15 protein-coding genes are annotated in these 18,768 nt (G+C 72.4%); 6 read left to right on the top strand and 9 right to left on the bottom strand.

The annotated features are described in order from the left end of the window. From JOF41_RS10830 to JOF41_RS10795, 8 genes are read right to left on the bottom strand one after another with little or no spacing between them, the layout of a single operon-like run. Positions 1-870: a 3-hydroxyacyl-CoA dehydrogenase family protein gene (locus JOF41_RS10830; RefSeq protein WP_209618243.1), complete on the bottom strand. Its 870-nt coding sequence runs from the start codon at positions 868-870 to the stop codon at positions 1-3. After that, positions 863-3,874, bottom strand: a complete 3,012-nt coding sequence (locus JOF41_RS10825; RefSeq protein WP_209618240.1) for a type I polyketide synthase — start codon at positions 3,872-3,874, stop codon at positions 863-865. The genes JOF41_RS10830 and JOF41_RS10825 overlap by 8 nt, the downstream gene beginning before the upstream one ends. Continuing rightward, positions 3,871-6,276, bottom strand: coding sequence for an amino acid adenylation domain-containing protein (locus JOF41_RS10820; RefSeq protein WP_209618236.1), 2,406 nt, complete (start codon positions 6,274-6,276; stop codon positions 3,871-3,873). Before JOF41_RS10820 ends, JOF41_RS10825 begins: the two co-directional genes overlap by 4 nt. Then, positions 6,273-7,838, bottom strand: coding sequence for an FAD-dependent oxidoreductase (locus tag JOF41_RS10815; protein WP_189226430.1), 1,566 nt, complete (start codon positions 7,836-7,838; stop codon positions 6,273-6,275). Before JOF41_RS10815 ends, JOF41_RS10820 begins: the two co-directional genes overlap by 4 nt. Beyond that, entirely contained in the window at positions 7,831-8,835 is a 1,005-nt protein-coding gene (locus JOF41_RS10810) for a phosphotransferase family protein (protein ID WP_189226431.1), read from the bottom strand. Before JOF41_RS10810 ends, JOF41_RS10815 begins: the two co-directional genes overlap by 8 nt. Continuing rightward, positions 8,832-10,088 (bottom strand): hypothetical protein, encoded by a 1,257-nt coding sequence (locus tag JOF41_RS10805; protein ID WP_189226432.1) that lies wholly within the window; start codon positions 10,086-10,088, stop codon positions 8,832-8,834. Before JOF41_RS10805 ends, JOF41_RS10810 begins: the two co-directional genes overlap by 4 nt. A 2-nt stretch (positions 10,089-10,090) precedes the next feature. Further along, positions 10,091-11,017 carry a transketolase family protein gene (locus JOF41_RS10800; RefSeq protein WP_189226433.1) on the bottom strand — a complete coding sequence of 309 codons (927 nt, stop codon included), beginning with the start codon at positions 11,015-11,017 and terminating at the stop codon, positions 10,091-10,093. Beyond that, entirely contained in the window at positions 11,014-11,847 is an 834-nt protein-coding gene (locus JOF41_RS10795) for a transketolase (protein ID WP_209618233.1), read from the bottom strand. The genes JOF41_RS10800 and JOF41_RS10795 overlap by 4 nt, the downstream gene beginning before the upstream one ends. A 29-nt stretch (positions 11,848-11,876) precedes the next feature. Here JOF41_RS10795 and JOF41_RS10790 point away from each other — a divergent pair, with 29 nt between their 5' ends. The 6 genes from JOF41_RS10790 (at position 11,877) to JOF41_RS10765 (ending at position 17,087) form a co-directional block, all read left to right on the top strand. Then, complete coding sequence (locus JOF41_RS10790; protein ID WP_307867366.1) at positions 11,877-13,094, top strand: Gfo/Idh/MocA family protein; 1,218 nt, start codon at positions 11,877-11,879, stop codon at positions 13,092-13,094. Between the two features lie 9 nt (positions 13,095-13,103). Further along, positions 13,104-13,922, top strand: coding sequence for a DODA-type extradiol aromatic ring-opening family dioxygenase (locus JOF41_RS10785; RefSeq protein ID WP_189226436.1), 819 nt, complete (start codon positions 13,104-13,106; stop codon positions 13,920-13,922). Positions 13,923-13,925: 3 nt separating this feature from the next. After that, positions 13,926-14,207, top strand: coding sequence for a hypothetical protein (locus JOF41_RS10780; protein ID WP_189226437.1), 282 nt, complete (start codon positions 13,926-13,928; stop codon positions 14,205-14,207). Continuing rightward, positions 14,207-15,424, top strand: coding sequence for an N-methyl-L-tryptophan oxidase (solA, locus tag JOF41_RS10775; RefSeq protein WP_189226438.1), 1,218 nt, complete (start codon positions 14,207-14,209; stop codon positions 15,422-15,424). Before JOF41_RS10780 ends, solA begins: the two co-directional genes overlap by 1 nt. Before the next feature lie 318 nt (positions 15,425-15,742). Next, complete coding sequence (locus JOF41_RS10770; RefSeq protein ID WP_189226439.1) at positions 15,743-16,090, top strand: winged helix-turn-helix transcriptional regulator; 348 nt, start codon at positions 15,743-15,745, stop codon at positions 16,088-16,090. Positions 16,091-16,136: 46 nt separating this feature from the next. Further along, positions 16,137-17,087, top strand: coding sequence for an aminotransferase class IV (locus JOF41_RS10765; RefSeq protein WP_229796185.1), 951 nt, complete (start codon positions 16,137-16,139; stop codon positions 17,085-17,087). Positions 17,088-17,599: 512 nt separating this feature from the next. Here the strand turns inward: JOF41_RS10765 and JOF41_RS38210 are convergent. Beyond that, on the bottom strand, positions 17,600-18,238 hold the full coding sequence (locus JOF41_RS38210) for a response regulator transcription factor (RefSeq protein WP_189226441.1): 639 nt from the start codon (positions 18,236-18,238) through the stop codon (positions 17,600-17,602). Between the last annotated feature and the right edge of the window lie 530 nt (positions 18,239-18,768).

The raw sequence follows: 18,768 nt of genomic DNA, 5'->3' as shown, positions 1-18,768 counted from the left end.
TCAACTCCTTCCGTACGAGAAGAAACCTCGGCCGCTCTTGCACCCGAGCTCGCCACGGGCCACTCGCTCGCGCAGCGCGGGGTGTGCGACGTACTCCGCGGTCGCGTAGTGGTGGTGCAACACGTCGAGGGTGTGGACGACCGTGTCGAGCCCGATCAGGTCGGCGGTGCGCAGCGGACCAGTGGCGTGCCCGAGGCAGCCGGTGAACAGCGCGTCGACCTGGTTGGGCGTGGCCACGCCCTCGGCCACGACCGCGGCGGCCAGGTTCACCGCGACCATCAGCACGCGGTTGATGACGAACCCGGCGGCGTCGTTGATCTCGACCCACGACTTGCCCATCAGCCGCAGCAGGTCGGTCACGGCGCGCATCGCCTCGTCCGAGCTGCGCTGCGCCCGGACCACTTCCACGGTCGCGATCTGCGAGACCGGGTTCATGAAGTGCACGCCGACCACCCGGCTGGGATCGGTCAGCGGCTCGGCCAGCACGGCGATCGGGATCGCCGATGTGTTCGCCGCGATCGGCACTCCCGGCCGCAGCACCCGATCCAGGTCCTTGTACAGCCGGGATTTCGCCACCTGCGACTCGGTGATGTTCTCCACCACCACGTCCACATCGGACAGCTCGTCGACGTTCGTGGTCGACTTCAGGTCCAGTGCCGCGGCGCGGCTCCCCTTGCCGGTCAGCAGCGAGAGCCGCTGCTGGCGGCGCACGCTGTCGGCAGCCGTGCGCAGAGCATCCGGATCGCTGTCCACCAGGACCACCGGCAACCCCGTGCTCTGCGCGACGGCGTGCGCGACGCTGGCGCCGATCACACCGGCACCGACGACGCCGACCGACCGGATCGGCGTCCGCCCGTCGTGGTCAGACATCGGTTTCCACTCCCTCCTCCTCGGTCAGCCACCGGTGGACGTGCTCGACCATCTCGCCGAAGCGGGCCGACGCGAACACCACCGACGACGGCACCTCCTTGCCGCTCAGCCGCCGGATTCCCGCGATCAGGTGCACTCCCATCAGCGAGTCCCCACCGAGGTGGAAGAAGTGGTCGTCGGGGTGCAGCTCGCGGAGCCCCAGCAACGCCCGCCACTGGGCCCCCAGGTGGTCGGCCAGCACCTCGGCGCCCGGCACCCGCCCGATCCACTCCTCAGCCGCTCCCGGTGGCGGCTGGGTCGACGTCGCGGGAGCCGCGGCCACCGCCTGCTCCGCCGGGTCGATCGCGGCGGGAGCGACGGCACCGGTCAGGCCCTGCGGGACGGAGGTCGGGCCGGGTGGGGGCGGTGCGTCGGGCAGGAAGCGCCGGGGTGCCGTGCGCGGCCGGGGCAGCCGGACGCGGGCGGGGCGCGGCTCGTGCAGCTTCGCCCAGTCCGCTTCCACGCCGTGCAGCCACAGCTGGCCCAGCGCCTCCATCAGGATCTGCTCGTCGGGCACCTGCTCGTAGGATTGCCGCACCGTCTTGACGCAGGCCACGTCCGGGTCCGCCTGCACCACCCACGGGCGGGTGGTGCCGGGGCCGATCTCCACCAGCACCCGCACGTGCTCCAGGGCCAGCCGGACGGCCGAGCGGAAGCGCACCCTGCTGGTCATGTGGTGACGCCAGTACTCCGGGGCCGGCACGCGGTCCAGCCACTGCCCCAGCACGCTGGACGCCAGCGGAATCCGCGGCGGTCCCAGCGGGACGTCCCGCAGGTCGTCGCCGAGGCGCTCGGCCGCGCCGTCCAGCTGCGGGGTGTGAAACGGGTGGGAGGTGCCCAGGTCGAGCACGGTCAGGCCCTCGCGCCGCAGCACCTGCTCGATCCTGGCCACGCCCTCGGGGCGGCCGGAGAGCACGCAGTGCATGGGCCCGTTGTCCGCGGCCACCCAGACGTCGTCGCCGACGAACCGCTCGACCTCGTCCACCGGGGCCAGCACGGCGAGCATCCGACCGGGCCCGGCGAGCGTGATCAGCTCCGCGCGACGGGCCACCGCCGCCATGGCATCCTCGACGCCGAGCACGCCGGACAGCACCGAGGCGACCCACTCCCCCAGGCTGTGCCCGACCAGCACAGCGGGTCGCACGCCCAGCTCCATCACGGTACTGGCCAGCGCGTGCTCGAAGCAGAACAGGCCGAGGTGCAGCTCTCGCAGCCGCTGGCCGGGGTCCACCGGCGCGTCCCGCTTGCGCAGCAACGCCCGCATGTCGATCCGGTCGGCGCCGGTGGTGGCGGGCGCGGGTTCGGTGAACTGCGCGCGGACCGTTCCCCCGGTCAGCCGGTCGGCGATGTCGAGCACCGCGTCCAGGTGCTTGGCGAACACCGGCATGTTCGCGGCCAGTCCCGCGCCCATGCCTCGGTAGTGGCTGCCGATCCCCGGCAGCAGGAACCCGACTCGCGGGGTGGCGCCGGTGGTCGTCGCCGTCTGCACGCGCAACCGCTCGGCCGCGAACGCCTCGCCCTCCCCCACGACGACGAAGCGGCGGTGGCGCAGCCTGCGCCTGCCCGTCTGGGTGGTGAACGCGATGTCACCGACCCGATCAGGCTGGTCCTCGACCGCCTGCCGCAGCGCCTCGGTGTCCTGCTCCAGCGTCTCCTGGCTGTGGCTGGACACCAGCAGCAGCCCGGAACGCCCCCCGCCCCCCGGCGCGGGTGGCGGCGCCGACTGGACGACCAGGTGGCAGTTGGTGCCACCGAGCCCGAAAGAACTGACGCCCGCCAGCCGCACGCCGTCCGGACGGGCGTCCCACTCCCGCTCGTCCGCGCTCGGCGTCAGCACGCCGGAGTGCCGGGCCAGGTCGGCGGGCAGCGCTTGGAAGTTCGGGGTGGGCACGAACCGCCCGTGGCGCAGGCACAGGATCACCTTGGCGAGCGCGGCCATGCCCGCCGCCTCCCGCAGGTGGCCCACGTTCGCCTTGACCGCGCCGACCCGGACCGGGTGTCCGGCGTCGGCGAACACCTCCGCCAGCGAGGCCCACTCGGCCGCGTCACCCAGCCGGGTGCCGCTGCCGTGCGCCTCGACGAAGTCGATCTCCTCCGGGGTGACGCCCGCGACGTCCAAGGCGGCGCGCACGACGTCCCGCTGGGCACGGGAGTTGACGCCTGCGAAGCCGGACTTGGCGCTGCCGTCGTTGTTCACCGCCGAGCCGCGGATGACCGCCAGGATCTCGTCGCCGTCGGCCGTCGCGTCCGCGAGCCGCTTGAGCACCACGGCACCGGCTCCGTCACCGGGCACGGTCCCGTTGGCCCCGGCGTCGAACGGCCTGCAGACGCCGTCCGGCGAACCGATCCCGCCGCTGGGTGCGGCGTAGCCGCGAGGCGAGGGCACGCGCACCGCGGCCGTCGCCGCGACTGCGACGTCGGAGGCGTACCCGAGCAGGTCCTGGCACGCCAGGTGCACCGCGACCAACGCCGACGAGCACGCCGACTGGACGTTGACGGCGGCGCCGGTCATGCCCAGCCGGTAGGAGATGCGGGTCGCCGCGTAGTCCCGCCCGTTGGCCACCTCCAGCGCCATCTCGTCGACGCCGGGACGCCCGGCCAGCGCGGTGCCCACCCAGCGCTCGTAGTCGTTGCGCCCGGCCCCCGCGTAGACGCTCACCGAGCGGCCCTGGCCGGGATCGACGTTGGCCATGGCCAGCGCTTCGTCCGTGAGCTGGAGCAGGATGCGCTGCTGGGGGTCGACCAGCAGGGCTTCGGCCTCGGACATGCCGAACCGCGTCGGGTCGAACCGCCCCGCGCCTGCCAGTGCGCCGTAGGCCGGGACGAACTCGCCCTCGACCCGGCCTCGCCGGGTGATCCAGCTGCGGCCCGCCACCAGGCCGTCCCAGTACTGGTCCAGGTCGTCGCAGCCGGGCAGGCGCACCGCCATGCCGACGATCGCGACGGCCAGCTCGTCGGAGCTCACCTGTCCCCCTCTCCACCGGAGGTGACCCCCGTGCGCCGCCTGCCCAGCTCGGTGCGGCGGCGCAGCAGCGCGGACCGCCGGTCCGGGCTGTGCTCCGGGCGGACGTCAGCGGCGGTGGGGTCACCGTGCACCAGCTGCACCAGGCCGCGCGGAGTGGCCGCGGCGAGCACCTCGGCGAGGTCGATCTCGGCGCCGGTCGCGGACTCCACGGCTCCGCGCAGCAACATCAGCCGCAGCGAGTCGCCGCCGAGCGCGAAGAAGTCGTCGTCCATGCCCACCTCGTCGAGCCCGAGCACGCCTGCCACCAGTCCGGCCAGCCGCTGCTCGGCGGGCGTGGCCGGTGGCTCGAAGGGCACGCCGGTGTCCGGGCGGGTCCTGGCCGGGGCGTTGAGCTTGGCGCGGTCGACCTTCCCGCTGGGTTGCAACGGCAGCGCCGGGACGAACGCGATGTAGCTGGGCACCATGAACTCGGGCAGCCGCTGCCGCACGAACTCGCGCAGTTCACCCGCCGACGGCTCGCTGCCGCGCGGGACGACGTACGCGACCAGCAGAGCGCCCTGGTCCGGATCGGCGACGCCGGTCACCGCGGCGTTGGCCACGGCTGGGTGGGTGCGCAGCACGATCTCCACCTCGGCGGGCTCGACCCGCTGGCCGCGCACCTTCACCTGGGCGTCGGCGCGCCCCACGTACTCCAGCTGACCGTCGGCCCGGTGCCGGGCCAGGTCCCCCGTGCGGAACAGCACGGGCGGCCCGTCCGGGTCGACCGTGTTGGGCACGAAGCGCTCCGCGGTGAGATCCGGCCTGCCGAGGTAGCCGTCCGCGAGGCCGGGTCCGCCCGTGCGGATCTCGCCGACAGCCCCCGGCGGCACCAGGTGCCCCGCCGGGTCGCACAAGTACACGTGCATGTCCAGGGCTCGGCCCACCACCGTGCGCACGTCGCTGCCCACCGGTCCCTCGACCGGTCCCCGCCGGTGGCAGACGTAGTCCGCTTCGGTGAGCGTGTAGGTGTTGTGGACCTGGTAGCCGCACTCGCGGATGCGGGCCTCCAGGTCCGCCGCCAGCGGCTCGCCACCGACGAAGACGTGGCGCAGCGCCGAAGCGCTCCGGAACGCGGGCTGCTCGACCAGCAGCCGCAACATGGACGGCACGAAGCTGACGGTGGTGATGCCCTCCCGGTCGATCAGGTCCGCCAGGTAGCGGTCGTCCCGGTCGAGGCCGGGCTGGGCGATCACCGCCGTGCCACCGCTGGCCAGCGGCCACAGGAACTCCCGGAAGCTGATCGGCGACTTCAGCAGGTGCCGATCAGCCTGCCCCATGCCGTACATCCGCTGTTCCAGGTGTATCCGCGAGGTGTGCAGGCGGTGCGGGCGCACCACTCCCTTGGGCTCACCGGTCGTGCCGGAGGTGAAGATGACGTACGCGGTGCTGCCGTCGTGCGCGATCTCGTCGAGCGGCGGCACCGGACCGGTCGCCTCGGCGATGATCCGCTCGACGGCGATCGCGTCCGGGCGGTCGGTGAGCGGGTGACCGGACGACGTGCGCAGCGTGGCATCGGGGGCGGTGAGCCGCAGCAGCGCCTCGGCTCGGGGTGCGGGCAGGGCTGGGTCGAGGTAGACGAAGCCCGCGCCTGCCTTGAGCACCCCGAGAATCGAGGTGAACAGCTCGAGGCTGCGCTCACCGGACAGCACGACCAGGCCGCCCGTGCCGGTCAGCGACGGCCGCACCCGGTGGGCGACCACCTCGGACAGCTCGTCCAGCTCGCGGTAGGTCAGCTCGGTGTCGCCGAACCGCAGCGCCGGGCGTTCCGGGCTGCGCGCCGCCTGCTCGCGGAACAACTGGTGCAACGTCGCTTTCGGGTAGTCCGGCTTGGGCGGGTTCCAGCTGCGGAGGAGGTCGCGTTCAGCCGCGGTGAGCAGCTCGCAGGACTGCACGGCGGCATCCGGCGTCTCGGCCGCGATCCCCAGCAGCAGGGCCAGGTGCTCGGCCATCCGCCGTGCGGTGGGTTCCGCGAGCGTGGCCTGGTCGTACCAGACGCGCAGCTCCGCTCCGCAGTGGGACACCGCCCACATCGTGCCGCCGAGGGCCGCGGGTACCGACTCGGACCGCTCGGGCAGCACCGCGATCCACGGTCGTGGATCATCTCCCGGTGCGCCCGGCCACGTCCGGGGCGGCTGCTGCGCCAGCGCGGCGAAAGTCGCGCCGGGCAGGCTCGGGTCGGTCTCGTACCGGACGGTCCTGCCGTCCTCGACGCCCCAGGTCTCCCACGAGGTGCCGTACCGGCTCTGGACCACCGCCATCAGGGCGACCAGCAGGCCGGTGCCGCTGCCGGGCGCGGCGGGCAGCTCGAACCCGGTGAGCCGGACCGGCTGGGCGCGGCGATCACGAGGCAGGTCGAGGGTCACCGCCCGCCTCCCGTCAGCGCGGGGGCGAGCCGGGCGGCCACCGAGCGCGCCGCGGCGATGCCGGTCGCGGCGCCGTAGGTGATCCCGATGATCTTGGACGACGAGTCGCCCACGAAGTACAGGCCCGGCACGGAGGACTCCATGTCACCGGACAGCTCGAGGTCCGGGAAGAGCCGCTCCACCACGGGTGCCGCCACAGTGGCGGTGCCGGGGACCAGACCGGGGTGCAGCGCGTTGAGCCGGTCCACCATCTCCAGCACGTCCCGGACCACCGACTCGGGCAGGCAGTCGCGCAGGTTCCCGTGCCGGTAGTCGATCAGGCTGGTGGAAGGCTCCCCGGCGGCAGCGGCGCCCCGCAGCTCGTCCACCGTGCACACCACGGGCCGCCCGCCGCCGTACTCGGCCACCCTGGTGGCGAACCGGCGGGCGTAGTCGGTGCCGTCCTCGCCCTCCGGGACGTCCACCGTGGTCAGGATGCCCATGTTGGAGCGGCTGGTCGGCTGGTTGAGGCAGTGCTGCCCGTCGAGCGCGACCGCGCCGAGGAACGAGTACTGCATCACCCGGCCGCCGCCGCACACGCAGAAGGTGCGGACCGCCTCGCCGCGGTCGTTGAGGAAAGACAGCTTCGGGTTGTGGCAGCTGTCCAGCAGCGGCGCCATGTCCTGCTGGGAGGTCTCCAGGCGCACCCCGACGTCCACCCGCCGGGCGGGCCGGTGCCGGACGCCGTTGGCCCGGATGACCTCCTGCACCCAGGGCAGGCCCAGCTTGCCGGTGGCGACCACCACGGCCGGTGCGTGCAGTTCGACCAACCCGTCCGCGCTCTGCGCCCGGACCAGGAAGGTCCCGTCCTCCTGGCGGAGCACCTCGGTCGCGCGGTGCCGCAACAGCACCTGGCTGCCCGCGTCCGCCAACTCGGCGCACAGGTTGGCGATGACGTCCAGCGCGACGTCCACCGTCACGCTCTGCGACTGCGCGGTGTCGACGTGCTCGAAAACGCCGCACTCGAGCTGCAGTTCGGAACCGTCCTGCTGGTGCGCGGCACCCGCCTCGGGCAGCCCCAGGGCGAACATGGTCCGGTAGACCTCGGCGATCAGGTCCTGAGCGCGGTCGAACGAGCCGAGCGCGCGTTCCAGGCCGCTGTAGGACCGCGTGGTGCCGTCCCCGGCCGCCTCGATCTTCGAGCGGGTCAGCGCGGCGATGTAGCCGAGGTTGGTGTCGAAGTGGAACGCAGCGCCGCCCAGCCCGGTCAGGCAGTCGCACCGCGGGCACTGGAGCCGGAACTTCTCCGCCTCCCGCACGGTCCGGCCCTTCAGACGCGCGACGACCCGCGGGCACAAGCTCTGCCCCATGTCCCCGCCCGCCTCCAGCACGGTGGCCCGAAGGCCCGCCCGCGCCGCGGTCAGCGCGGCGAACAACCCGGCAGGCCCCCCGCCGATCACCACGAGGTCGGTCGCGGGAGGCCCGGCCGCCGGGGCGGTGGCATCCGCGGAGGTGACCGGAGCCGTGGACCGGCTCCGTCCACTGCGGTCGCTGTTGACGTGCCGCTTGTCGTTCTCAGTCATCGAGGCTCCCCACCCAGGTCGGCCGGCTGCTGAGGTACCGGTCGGCGAAGGTTCGGTAGAACATGCCGGTGGTGTCCCGCCCCTCGGCGGTGATCCGCTCGATCAACCACTGGCACATCAGCGGTGTGAGGTCGCAGACGGCCGCCGCGCTCTGCCCGGTGGCGGCCGCGTAGTGCCTGATCCCGGTGGCCAGCGCGGCCGGGAACCAGTGGTCGCCGTTGAAGACCTGCTCGTAGAGCCAGTCGAAGCCGCGCTCGCGGTAGTCCGGGAACACCACCAGCGCGCACGTCACCAGCAGGTTCAGCACGTCCATGCCGGTCACGCCCACTGGGCGGTAGTCCTCGAAGTCCAGTATCCGCACGGCTGCGTGCTCCGGGTCGTAGCGGACGTTCCACGGGCCGAGGTCGCCGTGCGTCGGACCGAGCCGCGCCCGCCGCAGGGCGCGGTCGGCGTGCTCCACGCCGAACAAGGGCCTGCGGACGTACTGGGCCGCGGCCTGCTCGGGGCTCATGGCCGTGCCCGCCTCGTCCTGGGCCAGGTGCAGCGCGGCGACGGTGTCCACGACCGGGCGCAGCACCCGCCAGAACTCCTGCGGTCCGGACGCGAGGCCCGGCACCGCGGGCAGGTCCAGCCCGGCGAGGTGGGTCATGCAGAACCCGGCGCCGACGCGCTCCAGGGGTTGCGGGTGCGCCAGCGGGAAGCCGGGGGCCAGCCGGCGGAGCACATCGAACTCGAAGGCCAGCTTGGGGTCGTGCTCGGACAGCGGTACCTTGGCCACGCCGACCGGCACGCCGTGCACGTCCACCTGGATGAACATCCGGCGTCGGACTTTGCGGGCACCCGCCGGGATCCAGGTGTGCACGTTCACAGCCGCCTCGTCGGGTGCCAGGGCCCCGGTGCTGCGCAGGTGTGCGCGCAGCACGCGCCAGGCGATGTCCTCGACGTCGACGGCCTCCGGCGCCAGGGTGTCCACCGTGGGCGACGTAGTCCTGTTCACCGGTCACCTGCCGAGGCCAGCGCGACGGTGTCCACATCGGCGAGCAGTTCGGTCAGCGGCGGCCCGTCCAGCAACGGCACCAGCTCGTCCACCGCGGCCGCGCGCCGCTCCGGGTCCAGTGCGCGGTAGGCGGCCAGGCTGTCGTCCAGGTGGGAGCGCAGCCCCTGGTAGGCCTTCTCGTCCCCGGCCAGCAGGCGGGTCAGCCGGTCCAGCTCCCTGGTGCCGTCGAAGTCGTCCTCCGGCACCTGGAACTGCGGGCCCAGCCGCCGCATGCTCGCCGCGTGCCGGGCGACCGCGGTGCCCGCCAGCATGCGGCGGTTGACGATGTGGCCGTAGTGCTGTTCCGGCAGTAGCCACGGCATCCGCCGCACCAGGACGGCTTCGTGCAGCGAGGTGAGGCTCGGCGGCACGGCGTACAGCGGGGCGAACGCCATCTGCCGCAGGAACTCCTGGTGGGGCAGACAGGTGAAGTCGACCCTGGTGCGGCCCACCCGCACGGTCTCCGGCCTGCTGAACCCGCCGCAGCAGACGATCACGTGCTCGAGGTCCCCGGTGCTCCCGGCGAGGTCGAGCACCCAGCGCCGCAGCACGTCCAAGTAGGCGTTGTGCGAGTCGTAGTCGAGGTAGAAGTTCTTGAAGCCGCCCAGGTTCACCAACAGGTCCGCCGGGTCCTCCGGCGGTGCGGCGGCGAGCGCGGACCGCACGGCGGCGTTGTCGATGATCGGACCGGTCAGCTGGATGTGGTCGGCGCCCACCTCGGCCAGTTCGGCGATCCGCGCGGGCACGCCGGGGAAGTTCTGGGCGAACGACCTGTCCGCCAGCAGGTGCGCCACCAGGATCCGCTCGTGCGGGCTCAGCCCGTCGAACGCGGACCGGGCGGCGGCGGGGTCGCGGTCGCGCACCACCTCGGCCACCTCCGCCAGCTGGGCCGGGGTGCGGGACGTGGCCCAGAAGCCGAGCAGGCTGTCGAAGAACAGCACCGGGCGGCCTGCTCGGACGGCCCAGAACACCAGTTCGGCGTCCATCACGCTGATCACCAGGTCGGTCGTGGCGAGGTGCGGGGCGACCGACCGCTCGTCGGCGGTGTCGCCGGGCCGCACCTGGTTGAAGTGCCCCTGGTGGCGTCGGGCGAAGTCCAGTGAGACACCGGTGCCGACGAAGTCGAGGCGACCGGGGCCGAGCGCGGCCGCGACGGCGACCAGTTTGGACACAGGCCCGTAGCCGCATGGCTGGGCGCTGGACAAGATCCTCATGATCACCCTTCCACAAGCAACGTGGCGACCGCGGCCGCGATCGCGGTGCGGTCGAGGCCGTAGAACCCGAGCAGCTCCTCGTGCGCCGCCACCGGCGGGTGGCGGTGGTCGACCGCGAGCTGGACCAGCCGGACCGGGTGGTCGGCGACCGCGGCGGCCACCCTGGCTCCCAACCCGCCGAACCGGAGCGCCTCCGCCGCGGTGACGATCAGCGGCCAGCGCTGGGCCAGCGCGGCCACCTGCGCGTCGGGGAACGGCCGCAGGCACGTCACCACGCCCACGGCGACGTCCACCCCCCGGTCGGCGCACTCGTCCGCGGCCGCGAGCGCTTCGGCGGCACAGCGTCCGGTGGCCAGCACGAGCACGTCCCGGCCGTCGCGCAGCAGTCGGACCTCGCGCGGGTCGCCGACGGTGTCGGCGCTGAACACCTGCGGGTCCTGACGCGCGGTGAGCCGGACGTACGTCGGCGCGGCAGGCGGCAGGCAGTGCCGCAGCACCGCCGCCGCGTCGGCCGCGTCAGCCGGGCAGTAGATGTCCATCGACGGCAGCGCCGACATCAGGGCGACATCGTCGACGGTGTGGTGGGTCGGGCCGAGCGCGCCGTAGCTCAGCCCACCACCGACGCCCAGCAGCACGACGGGCAGGCGTGGGATCGAGACGTCCACCCGCAGCTGCTCGTAGGCACGCCGGACCAGGAACGGCGCCATGGCGCCGACCACCGGGCGCCAGCCGGTGCGGGCCAGTCCCGCGGCGATCCCGACCAGGTTCGCCTCGGCGATGCCGACTTCCACGAACCGGTCCGGCCGGGTCCGCAGCACCGGTGCGAACAGCGCGTGGCCGTCCGCGCCCAGCGTCATCACGTCCGCGCAGCGGCGAACCGACTCCTCGATCAGTGGCGCGCATGCCGCGCGCATCGTCGTCCCGCTCATGACAGGGACGCCTCCTGCCCGGCGAACAACTCGGCCAGCGCGGCGTCCAGCTGCTCCTCGGTGAGCTGCCCCATGTGCCAGGACGGCTGGCCCTCCATGAAGGACACGCCCTTGCCCTTGACCGTGTCGGCGATCAGCACCCCCGGTCCCCGGCGGTCGATCAGACCGGTGACGGCGGTGCGCACGGCAGCGGGGTCGTGCCCGTTCACAACGGACACCGCCCAGCCGAACGCGCGCCACTTGTCGGCCAGCGGCTCCAGGCCGAGCACCTGCTCGGTGCGCCCCTCCTGCTGCAGGCCGTTGCGGTCCACGACGGCCACCAGGTTGTCCAACTGGTGGTGCGCGGCGAACTGCGCGGCCTCCCAGTTGCTGCCCTCGTCGAGCTCACCGTCGCCGGTGACCACGAAGACCCGCTGGTCGCGGCCCGCGCGGCGCAGACCCAGCGCCATCCCGCAGCCGATCGACAGCCCGTGGCCGAGGGCGCCGGTGGCGGCCTCTACCCCGGGGATGCCGTCCGAGGGGTGGCCCGGCAGACCGTCCAGGCAGTCGTCCAGCACACCCAGCTCGGCGAGCACGGCGTACAAGCCGTACGCTCCGTGCCCCTTGCTGAGCACCAGGCGGTCACGCCCGGACCACCACGGGTCGTCCGGACGCCTCCGCAGCACCGTCGTGTACAGCACGGCGAGCAGGTCGATGACCGACAGCGCCGATCCGACGTGCAGCGGTTTGCGGGCGGCCAGTCGCAGCACGCGCGCCCTGGCACTCGCCGCGAACGACGCCACATCGGCGTCGACGTGATCTGCGGATTCATTGTCCACGGCCGGGGACACCGGGCACTCCCTTCGCCATCGGCGGGCGGATGTGGTCATTCTGGAATCGCCGGAACGAGACCGACAAGTATGTACTTCGAAGTACGTGGCACGTACCTGCAAGTACCTCGGTGCCCTTTCCGGCGAATGACACTAAGCTCGGCCTGGCCAACCACAGCCCGGACCGAAAACCATGTGGGGACGGAATCATGGCGCGAAACACCACCCACGCCATCATCGGCTGCGGCCGCGTCGCACCGAATCACCTGGACGCTTTCTCAGTGATTCCGGGGGTAACTGTTAAATGGGCGTGCGACCGCACCCCGGAACACGCCGCCGAACTGGCGGGAGTCGGTGGAGCCGTCAAGGTGACCGACGATTACCGCGAAGTGCTGGCCGACGACTCGGTGGACAGCGTGTCCATCACCGTCGACCACGCCCAGCACGCCGAACTGGCCGCGGCCGCGCTGCGGGCGGGCAAGCACGTGCTGGTGGAGAAGCCGCTGGCGATGACCGCGGCGGAGGGTCAGGAGCTGGTCGCGCTCGCCGAGAGCGCAGGCCTGGTGCTGTCCGTGGTCTCCCAGCACCGGTACGACCCGCTGGTCGTGGCCGCTCGCCGGTGGCTGCGCGACGGGCTGCTCGGCAGGCTGGTGTCGGTGAACACCGTGCTGCAGTGCGGCCGCACCCCGGCCTACTACCAGGACAGCTACTGGCGGGGCAGCTGGGCGGGCGAGGGCGGCTCCGCGCTGGTCAACCAGGGCTACCACGGCTTGGACGTGACGCGCTGGTTGTGCGACGGGCTGGACGTCGTCAGCGCCGCGGCGGGCACGACGTGCCTGCGGGAGGCGATGGAGACCGAGGACACCTTCGCCGCACTGCTGCGCAGTCCCTCGGGCGCGCTGGTGACCTTCTCCGTGACGGTCGCGAGCGTGGTGGCGTGGCGCAGCCGGATCACCCTCGTCGGCACCGGGGGCACGGTCGTGTTCGACCTCGACCACCCCGGCACGCTGCACTTCGCCGAGGGCGGCGAGCAGCTGCTGCGCGAGGTCGAGCTCCAGCGGGCCCGCGCCGTGCGGGAGGAGCCGTCCGGGATCGATTACTACGGCATCTCCCACCGCGCCCAGGCAGTCGACTTCTGCGAGTCGATCCGCACCGGGAAGCCGATGGCCGCCAGCGGCCGGGCCGGTCTGGAGACCCTGCTGCTGCTGGACGAGCTGTACCGGGTGGGCGCGGGGCAGGCGCGGCCTGCGGCCGTGGCCGTGGGCTGAGGGGGCGCGGTGGCCGAACTGGTAGCGGCCGCGGGCGTGCCGCACACCCCGGTCTTCCCGGCGCTGGCCCGCGGCGACAGCGAGCAAGGCCGCGACATCGCCGCGCGCTACGCAGCGGTGTCCGGGGTGCTCGCCGAAGCCGACGCCGACGTGGTCCTGGTGCTGACGTGCGACCACATCAACACGTTCTTCCTCGACGCGTGGCCCACCTTCGCGGTGGTGGCCGCCGACAGCGTGACCGGTCCCAGCGATGAGGTGCCGGGGGTGGAGCGGACCGAGCTGGCCGCGGCAGGCGCGGTCGGCAAGCACCTGCACGAGCGGTTGCTGCGCCAGCAGTTCGACCCGGTGCTGTCGCAGCACTGCACCGTGGACCACTCCATCTCGGTGCCGCTGCACTTCCTCAACCCCGCGGGCCTGCCGGTGGTGCCGGTGTTCGTCAACGGGATGGTCGGGCCGCTGCCGTCCGCCGCCCGCTGCCGGGCGTTCGGCGACGCCATCCGCAACGCCGTCGCCGACCTGCCGCCGATGCGGGTCGCGGTGGTGGCCAGCGGCAGCTTCTCCCTCGAGGTGGGCGGCCCGCGGATGGACCGGGGAAAGCTCTACGGCATCCCGGATCCCGGCTGGGCCGCGCGGGTGTCCGAGCACCTGGCGGCGGGCAGGCTGGACCAGCTGGCCGACGAGGCCACCACCGCGCAGATCGAGCGGGCGGGCAGCGTCTCCGGCGAGCTCCTGCCCTGGATCGCGATGGCCGAGGCCGCCCGCGACCTGCCGCTGTCCGTCCTGGACCACCGCCCCGGAGAGGGCCACGCGTTCGCCGCCTGGAGCTGATCGATGTCCGTCTACGAGATCAACCGGATCTGCTACCTCGTCGCGCACGACGATGAATTCCGCGGTCGCCTGCGCACCGACCCGCGGCGGCAGCTCGACGAGTTCGCGCTGACGGAGCCGGAACGCGCGGCGCTGCTCGCCGGTGACGTCCGCGCGCTCTACGACCGCGGCGCGCACCCGGTCCTGCTGGTCCGGCTCGGCACGCACCGCGTGCTCGGCCTCACACCCGAGCTGTATGCCGAGCGAATCCGCACAGCGCGTCCCGGAAATGGCGAACAGAAGTGATGGCGGAAAACGTCTACGACCACATAATCGTCGGCGCCGGGGCGCTGGGCAGCGCCACCGCGTACTGGCTGAGCCGGACCACCGGTGGCCGTGTCCTGGTCTGCGAGCAGTTCTCCCCCGGCCACCCCCGGGGCTCCTCCGACGACCACTCCCGGATAATCCGGCACGCCTACCACTCCCCGATCTACACCGCGTTGACGCCTGCCGCCTACCAGACGTGGGAGGAGGTCGAGCAGGACAGCGGCCGGACGCTCCTGGTCCGCACCGGCGGCCTCGACTTCGCCGTCGAGGGCACACCCGGTTTCACCGTGTTGCGGAGCTACCAGGACGCCTTGGACGCGGGCGGCATCCCGTACGACGTGCTGGACGCCGCCGCGGTGCGCGCCCAGTGGCCGCAGTGGAACATCGACGACGGCACAACCGCGTTGTACCAACGCGACGGAGGGTTCATCGACATCCGGCGCGCCACCCGCACGCACCTCGACCTGGCCGTCGACCGGGGTGTCACCGTCATGAGCGAGTGCGTCGTGCGGGACGTCGAGGCGACCGACACCGGGGTCGACATCCGCACCAGCAAGGGGGATTTCAGCGCCGGGTCGCTGGTGCTGTGCGCGGGCAGCTGGTTGTCCGGGGTGCTCGACCGCCTCGGCAGCCCATTCACCATCACCCTGTCGCAGGAGCAGGTCCAGTACTTCGCCGCAGACGACCTCGACCAGTTCGCCCCGACGAGGTTCCCGATCTGGATCTGGCACGGTGACGAGGAGTTCTACGGCATCCCGGTCTACGGCGAGCGGGCGGTGAAAGCCGCACGGGACATGGCCGGGAAGTTCGTCACGGTCGATACCCGCGGCTACGAACCGGACCCGGCGGAGACCGCGCTGGTGCGGGCGTTCCTCCGGGAGCGGCTGCCCGCCTGCGACGGGCGGGCTGTGCTGGCCAAGACGTGCGTCTACGACCTGTCCCGCGACCGGGACCTGATCGTCGACGCGATGCCGGGTCATCCGCGGGTGTTCGTGGCCGTGGGGGCGGGCCACGCGGGCAAGTTCGCGAGCCTGATCGGTCGGGTGCTCACCGACCTCGTGCTGGACGGCCGCACCCGCTACCCGGTCGAGGCCTTCCGGGCCGACCGGCCGTCGCTGGCGCCGACCGCGCCGGTCCGGTTCCACCTGGGCGCGCAGGCCGCCGGGGGCGCAGCTAGTGGAACGACAGGTTCCTGAACGGCGAGCGGGGTGGACTTCACCACCGGACGGCAAGATCCTGTAAACGGCCGTCCGTTGATGGTGAGAAGAACCAGGCTCCATTCCTGTCTGCCGGGAGGCTTCTGTGTCCTCTGTGCGATTCTCCAGCAAGGAATTCGCCAGCAAGCAGTTGTCCAGCGCACAACACCGATCCACCGTTCCACGCGGATGCGGCGACACCGGCTGGAACGCCTCGGCCGCGGGCCGCGCCACCTGGCGCGGTCACGAGGGGTGAGCGCCGTGCGGGGTTCCCGGAGGCCTGCGGCGCCCGCCCTCGCGAGGATCGCCGGACAGCCGATGACGCAGGTGCTCGACACGCTGTCCAGGCGGTGGTCGGTGCTGGTGGTCAACGCCGTCTCGGCCGGGTACTGCCGGTTCAACGAGCTGCACCGCCACCTGGAGGGGATCAACCACAAGGTGCTCATCGAGACGCTCTACCGGCTCCAGCGCGACGGCTACCTGACCGGGCCGCTGACCGCACCCCCGCGCCGGGGCAACCGGACCGACGCCGTGCCGTACGAGCTGACCAGCCTCGGCCGCAACTTCCGCGACCTGGTGCACGCCCTCGACGAGTGGAGCGAGCGCCACGAGGAGCACCTGACCCGTGCCCGTGAGGACTTCGACCGGCTGCGGGCGACGGCCTGAGCAGCGCTGTGACCGGACTTCGAGGAGAGGTGGAGATCCCGTGACGATGCCTGCCGACCGGCCCGACCGCGTGATCTGGCGCAACGGCGAGTTCATCCCGTGGAACGAGGCGGTCGTGCACGTCAATGCCGTTGGCCACGCCTCGGTGTCCGCGGCCTTCGAAGGCGTGCACTCCTACTGGAGCCCGCAGCGCGGTCAGCTGCTGGGATTCCGGTTCCGCGATCACATGCAGCGGATGCTCGACTCGCTGCGGCTGAGCTGGCTGGCGCCGCCGTTCGACGCCGACGAGCTCGTCGCCGCCGCGGTGGAGCTGCTGCGGCGGGTCAGCGAGCCCGGCCGCGACGTCTACGTCCGGCCGTGGGGATTCGCCGCGGGGCTGCACCGCGAGCAGATGGTGCCCGCGGGCACACCGGCCGAGATCGTGATCGACAGCTGGGACTTCGAGAGCAAGCTGGGCCGGGGGCGCACCTGCACGCTCGCGGTCAGCTCGTGGCCGCGGTTCAACACCAACGCGTCCCCGGCCACGATGAAGGTGTTCGCGAATTACCACAACGGCAGGCTCGGCACCATAGACGCCCGCCGACGTGGTGCGGATTGGCCGATCTTCACCAACGGCAACGGCGAGGTGACCGAGAGCTCGGGGGCCTGCATCGCGGTGATCAAGGACGGCGTGGTGGCCACCCCGGACCTGTCCAGCGGCGTGCTCGACAGCATCACCAGGCGCACCGTGCTGCAACTGGCCGAGGAAGCGGGCATCCCCACGCAGACGCGCCGGATCGACCGCACGGAGCTGTACCTCGCCGACGAGATCTTCCTGGTCGGAACGGCCGCGGAGATCCTGCCCGCGGTCGAGGTGGACGGTTTCCCGATCGGCACCGGCCAGGCCGGACCGGTGACCCGGCAGCTGGAGGCGGCCTACCACGACGTGGTTCGCGGCGTGGTCGACTCGCACGAGGAGTGGTTGGTCCCGGTGGAGCGCGCGCGCGTCGCCGGGTGACCCGATCTCCGCGATCCGCGCAGCGGGCGGTCGTCCGCTGCGCGGATCGAATGCGGGTACCGATCCCGCCGTCGCGCAGTGAGCGCGATCAGGCGACCGGGTGGTGTCGGGTTGTCCGGCAGGCGGCCGGGCTGAGGCGGCCGGGCTGAGGCGGCCGGGCTGAGGCAGCAGGCGCTGGAGTGGCCGCGGGAGTGGCCGCGGCGGGTGTCGCACCAGCCCTCGACGCAGCGCGGTGGCGAAGAACAACCCCGCGATGGCGTTGTGGTTCCACACCGGCCCTCACGGCCACCGGACAGCCGCACATCCGGCTCGTCGGCGAGGACCGCGGGTAGGGCGGTGCGGCAGAAGCGCCGGAGCGGGAATCACCCTTGGCGTGATGCCCTCGTCGACGCCTCGCGCGCGTCCAGGGGCGCGAACGAGGCGTTCATCGCTCCTGGACGCGCGCGAACACCGTGAGGGGGCATCCACGCGGAGACCGATTCCGCTGGTCCCAGGTGGTGGGCCGGCGGGGATCAAGCCCCTACTTGTTCCCCGCTCTGCTGAGAACGCCACCGCACCCGTGGGGTGTTCGGCCTGGAGACGTAACCGAACTCCATCGCGTTGATCACCATCTCGACCTTGGTGGCAGCGTTCAGCTTCTCCCGGATCCGGCGGGCGTACGTACCGACCGTGGCCTCGGACAACCCCATTCGGCGGGCGACCTGCCGGTAGGTCAGCCCGTCCCCGATGTGCCGCATGGTCTCGATCTCGCGGCGGCTGAGCGAAGCGCGCAGGCCGGGGGGCGTGTAGCGGGGCTCGCGGCCTGCCCTGACCTCCGCGGCGAGCTGGCGCATGGCGGTGATGAGCTGCGAGATCTCCGCGTCGTGCTCGACCACTCGGTGGACGCCCGCGTCGGCCGCGAGCGCGCGTGTCGCGGGATTGTCCGAGGAGGCCAGCAGCACTACCCTGCTGACGTCGGTCAACGCGCGGACCTTCGCCGCGCACGGCGGCTCACCCAGTGAGTCGATCCCGACGACGGTCAGGTCGGCGGGCTCGGCAGCGGTCAGCGAGTCCAATGACTCGACCGACTCGACCACCCGGAACCGGTCCTCCGTGGTCGCGGCCCAGACCGCACCGGCTCGCGCCAACGGGTGTCGTACGACGAAGGCCACGGTACACCATCGGTGATCCCCGTCCTGCGGTCCGGATGCGAGCGGACTGATCGGCTTCGTCACCGGTGAACCTCCTCTGCGGTGCCGAGGGTGGGTACACCGCAGCAGTCTTCACACGCGCGTTCCCTATCCGATCCCGATCCGTGCCCGCCGCGCGCGACCAACCCGCGCACTCCGCGCCCGGTGTTGTCAAGTCATGATTCGTGCGACTTCCCCGGTCCCGGCAGGCGCGGTGCACTGCTCCTGTGGCTCAGCGCGAGCAACAGCCCGTGGACTCGCGCCGGGTGCGCCCGGCACTTGGCGTCGAGTTCAACGGTGTCTCCGCCCGCTGCCGCGAAACCCACGTCAACGATGGGGTACACGAGTCAGGAGTGGTGATGCTTCCCAACGCAGAGCAGCGGGCGGGCAACGTGTTGACCGCGCACCGGTTCCACTCGCCCGCCCGGGCCGACGCCGCAGGCGGAACCGACCGGAACTAGGGCGAAATCGGGATCACCGGCGGCGAGCCGCACACGGCGCGCGAACGGTGC

The organism is Saccharothrix coeruleofusca, assembly GCF_017876325.1.
Classification (GTDB): Bacteria; Actinomycetota; Actinomycetes; order Mycobacteriales; family Pseudonocardiaceae; genus Actinosynnema; species Actinosynnema coeruleofuscum.
This window is presented reverse-complemented; position numbering and strand designations above follow the sequence as displayed.

Bases quoted from the DNA above. Each gene is read 5' to 3' on its own strand.
- JOF41_RS10815 (WP_189226430.1), bottom strand. From the start codon at position 7,838: ATGACTGAGAACGACAAGCGGCACGTCAACAGCGACCGCAGTGGACGG.
- solA (WP_189226438.1), top strand. From the start codon at position 14,207: ATGGCGGAAAACGTCTACGACCACATAATCGTCGGCGCCGGGGCGCTG.
- JOF41_RS10830 (WP_209618243.1), bottom strand. From the start codon at position 870: ATGTCTGACCACGACGGGCGGACGCCGATCCGGTCGGTCGGCGTCGTC.
- JOF41_RS10805 (WP_189226432.1), bottom strand. From the start codon at position 10,088: ATGAGGATCTTGTCCAGCGCCCAGCCATGCGGCTACGGGCCTGTGTCC.
- JOF41_RS10770 (WP_189226439.1), top strand. From the start codon at position 15,743: ATGACGCAGGTGCTCGACACGCTGTCCAGGCGGTGGTCGGTGCTGGTG.
- JOF41_RS10765 (WP_229796185.1), top strand. From the start codon at position 16,137: ATGCCTGCCGACCGGCCCGACCGCGTGATCTGGCGCAACGGCGAGTTC.
- JOF41_RS10790 (WP_307867366.1), top strand. From the start codon at position 11,877: ATGTGGTCATTCTGGAATCGCCGGAACGAGACCGACAAGTATGTACTT.
- JOF41_RS10780 (WP_189226437.1), top strand. From the start codon at position 13,926: ATGTCCGTCTACGAGATCAACCGGATCTGCTACCTCGTCGCGCACGAC.
- JOF41_RS10800 (WP_189226433.1), bottom strand. From the start codon at position 11,017: ATGAGCGGGACGACGATGCGCGCGGCATGCGCGCCACTGATCGAGGAG.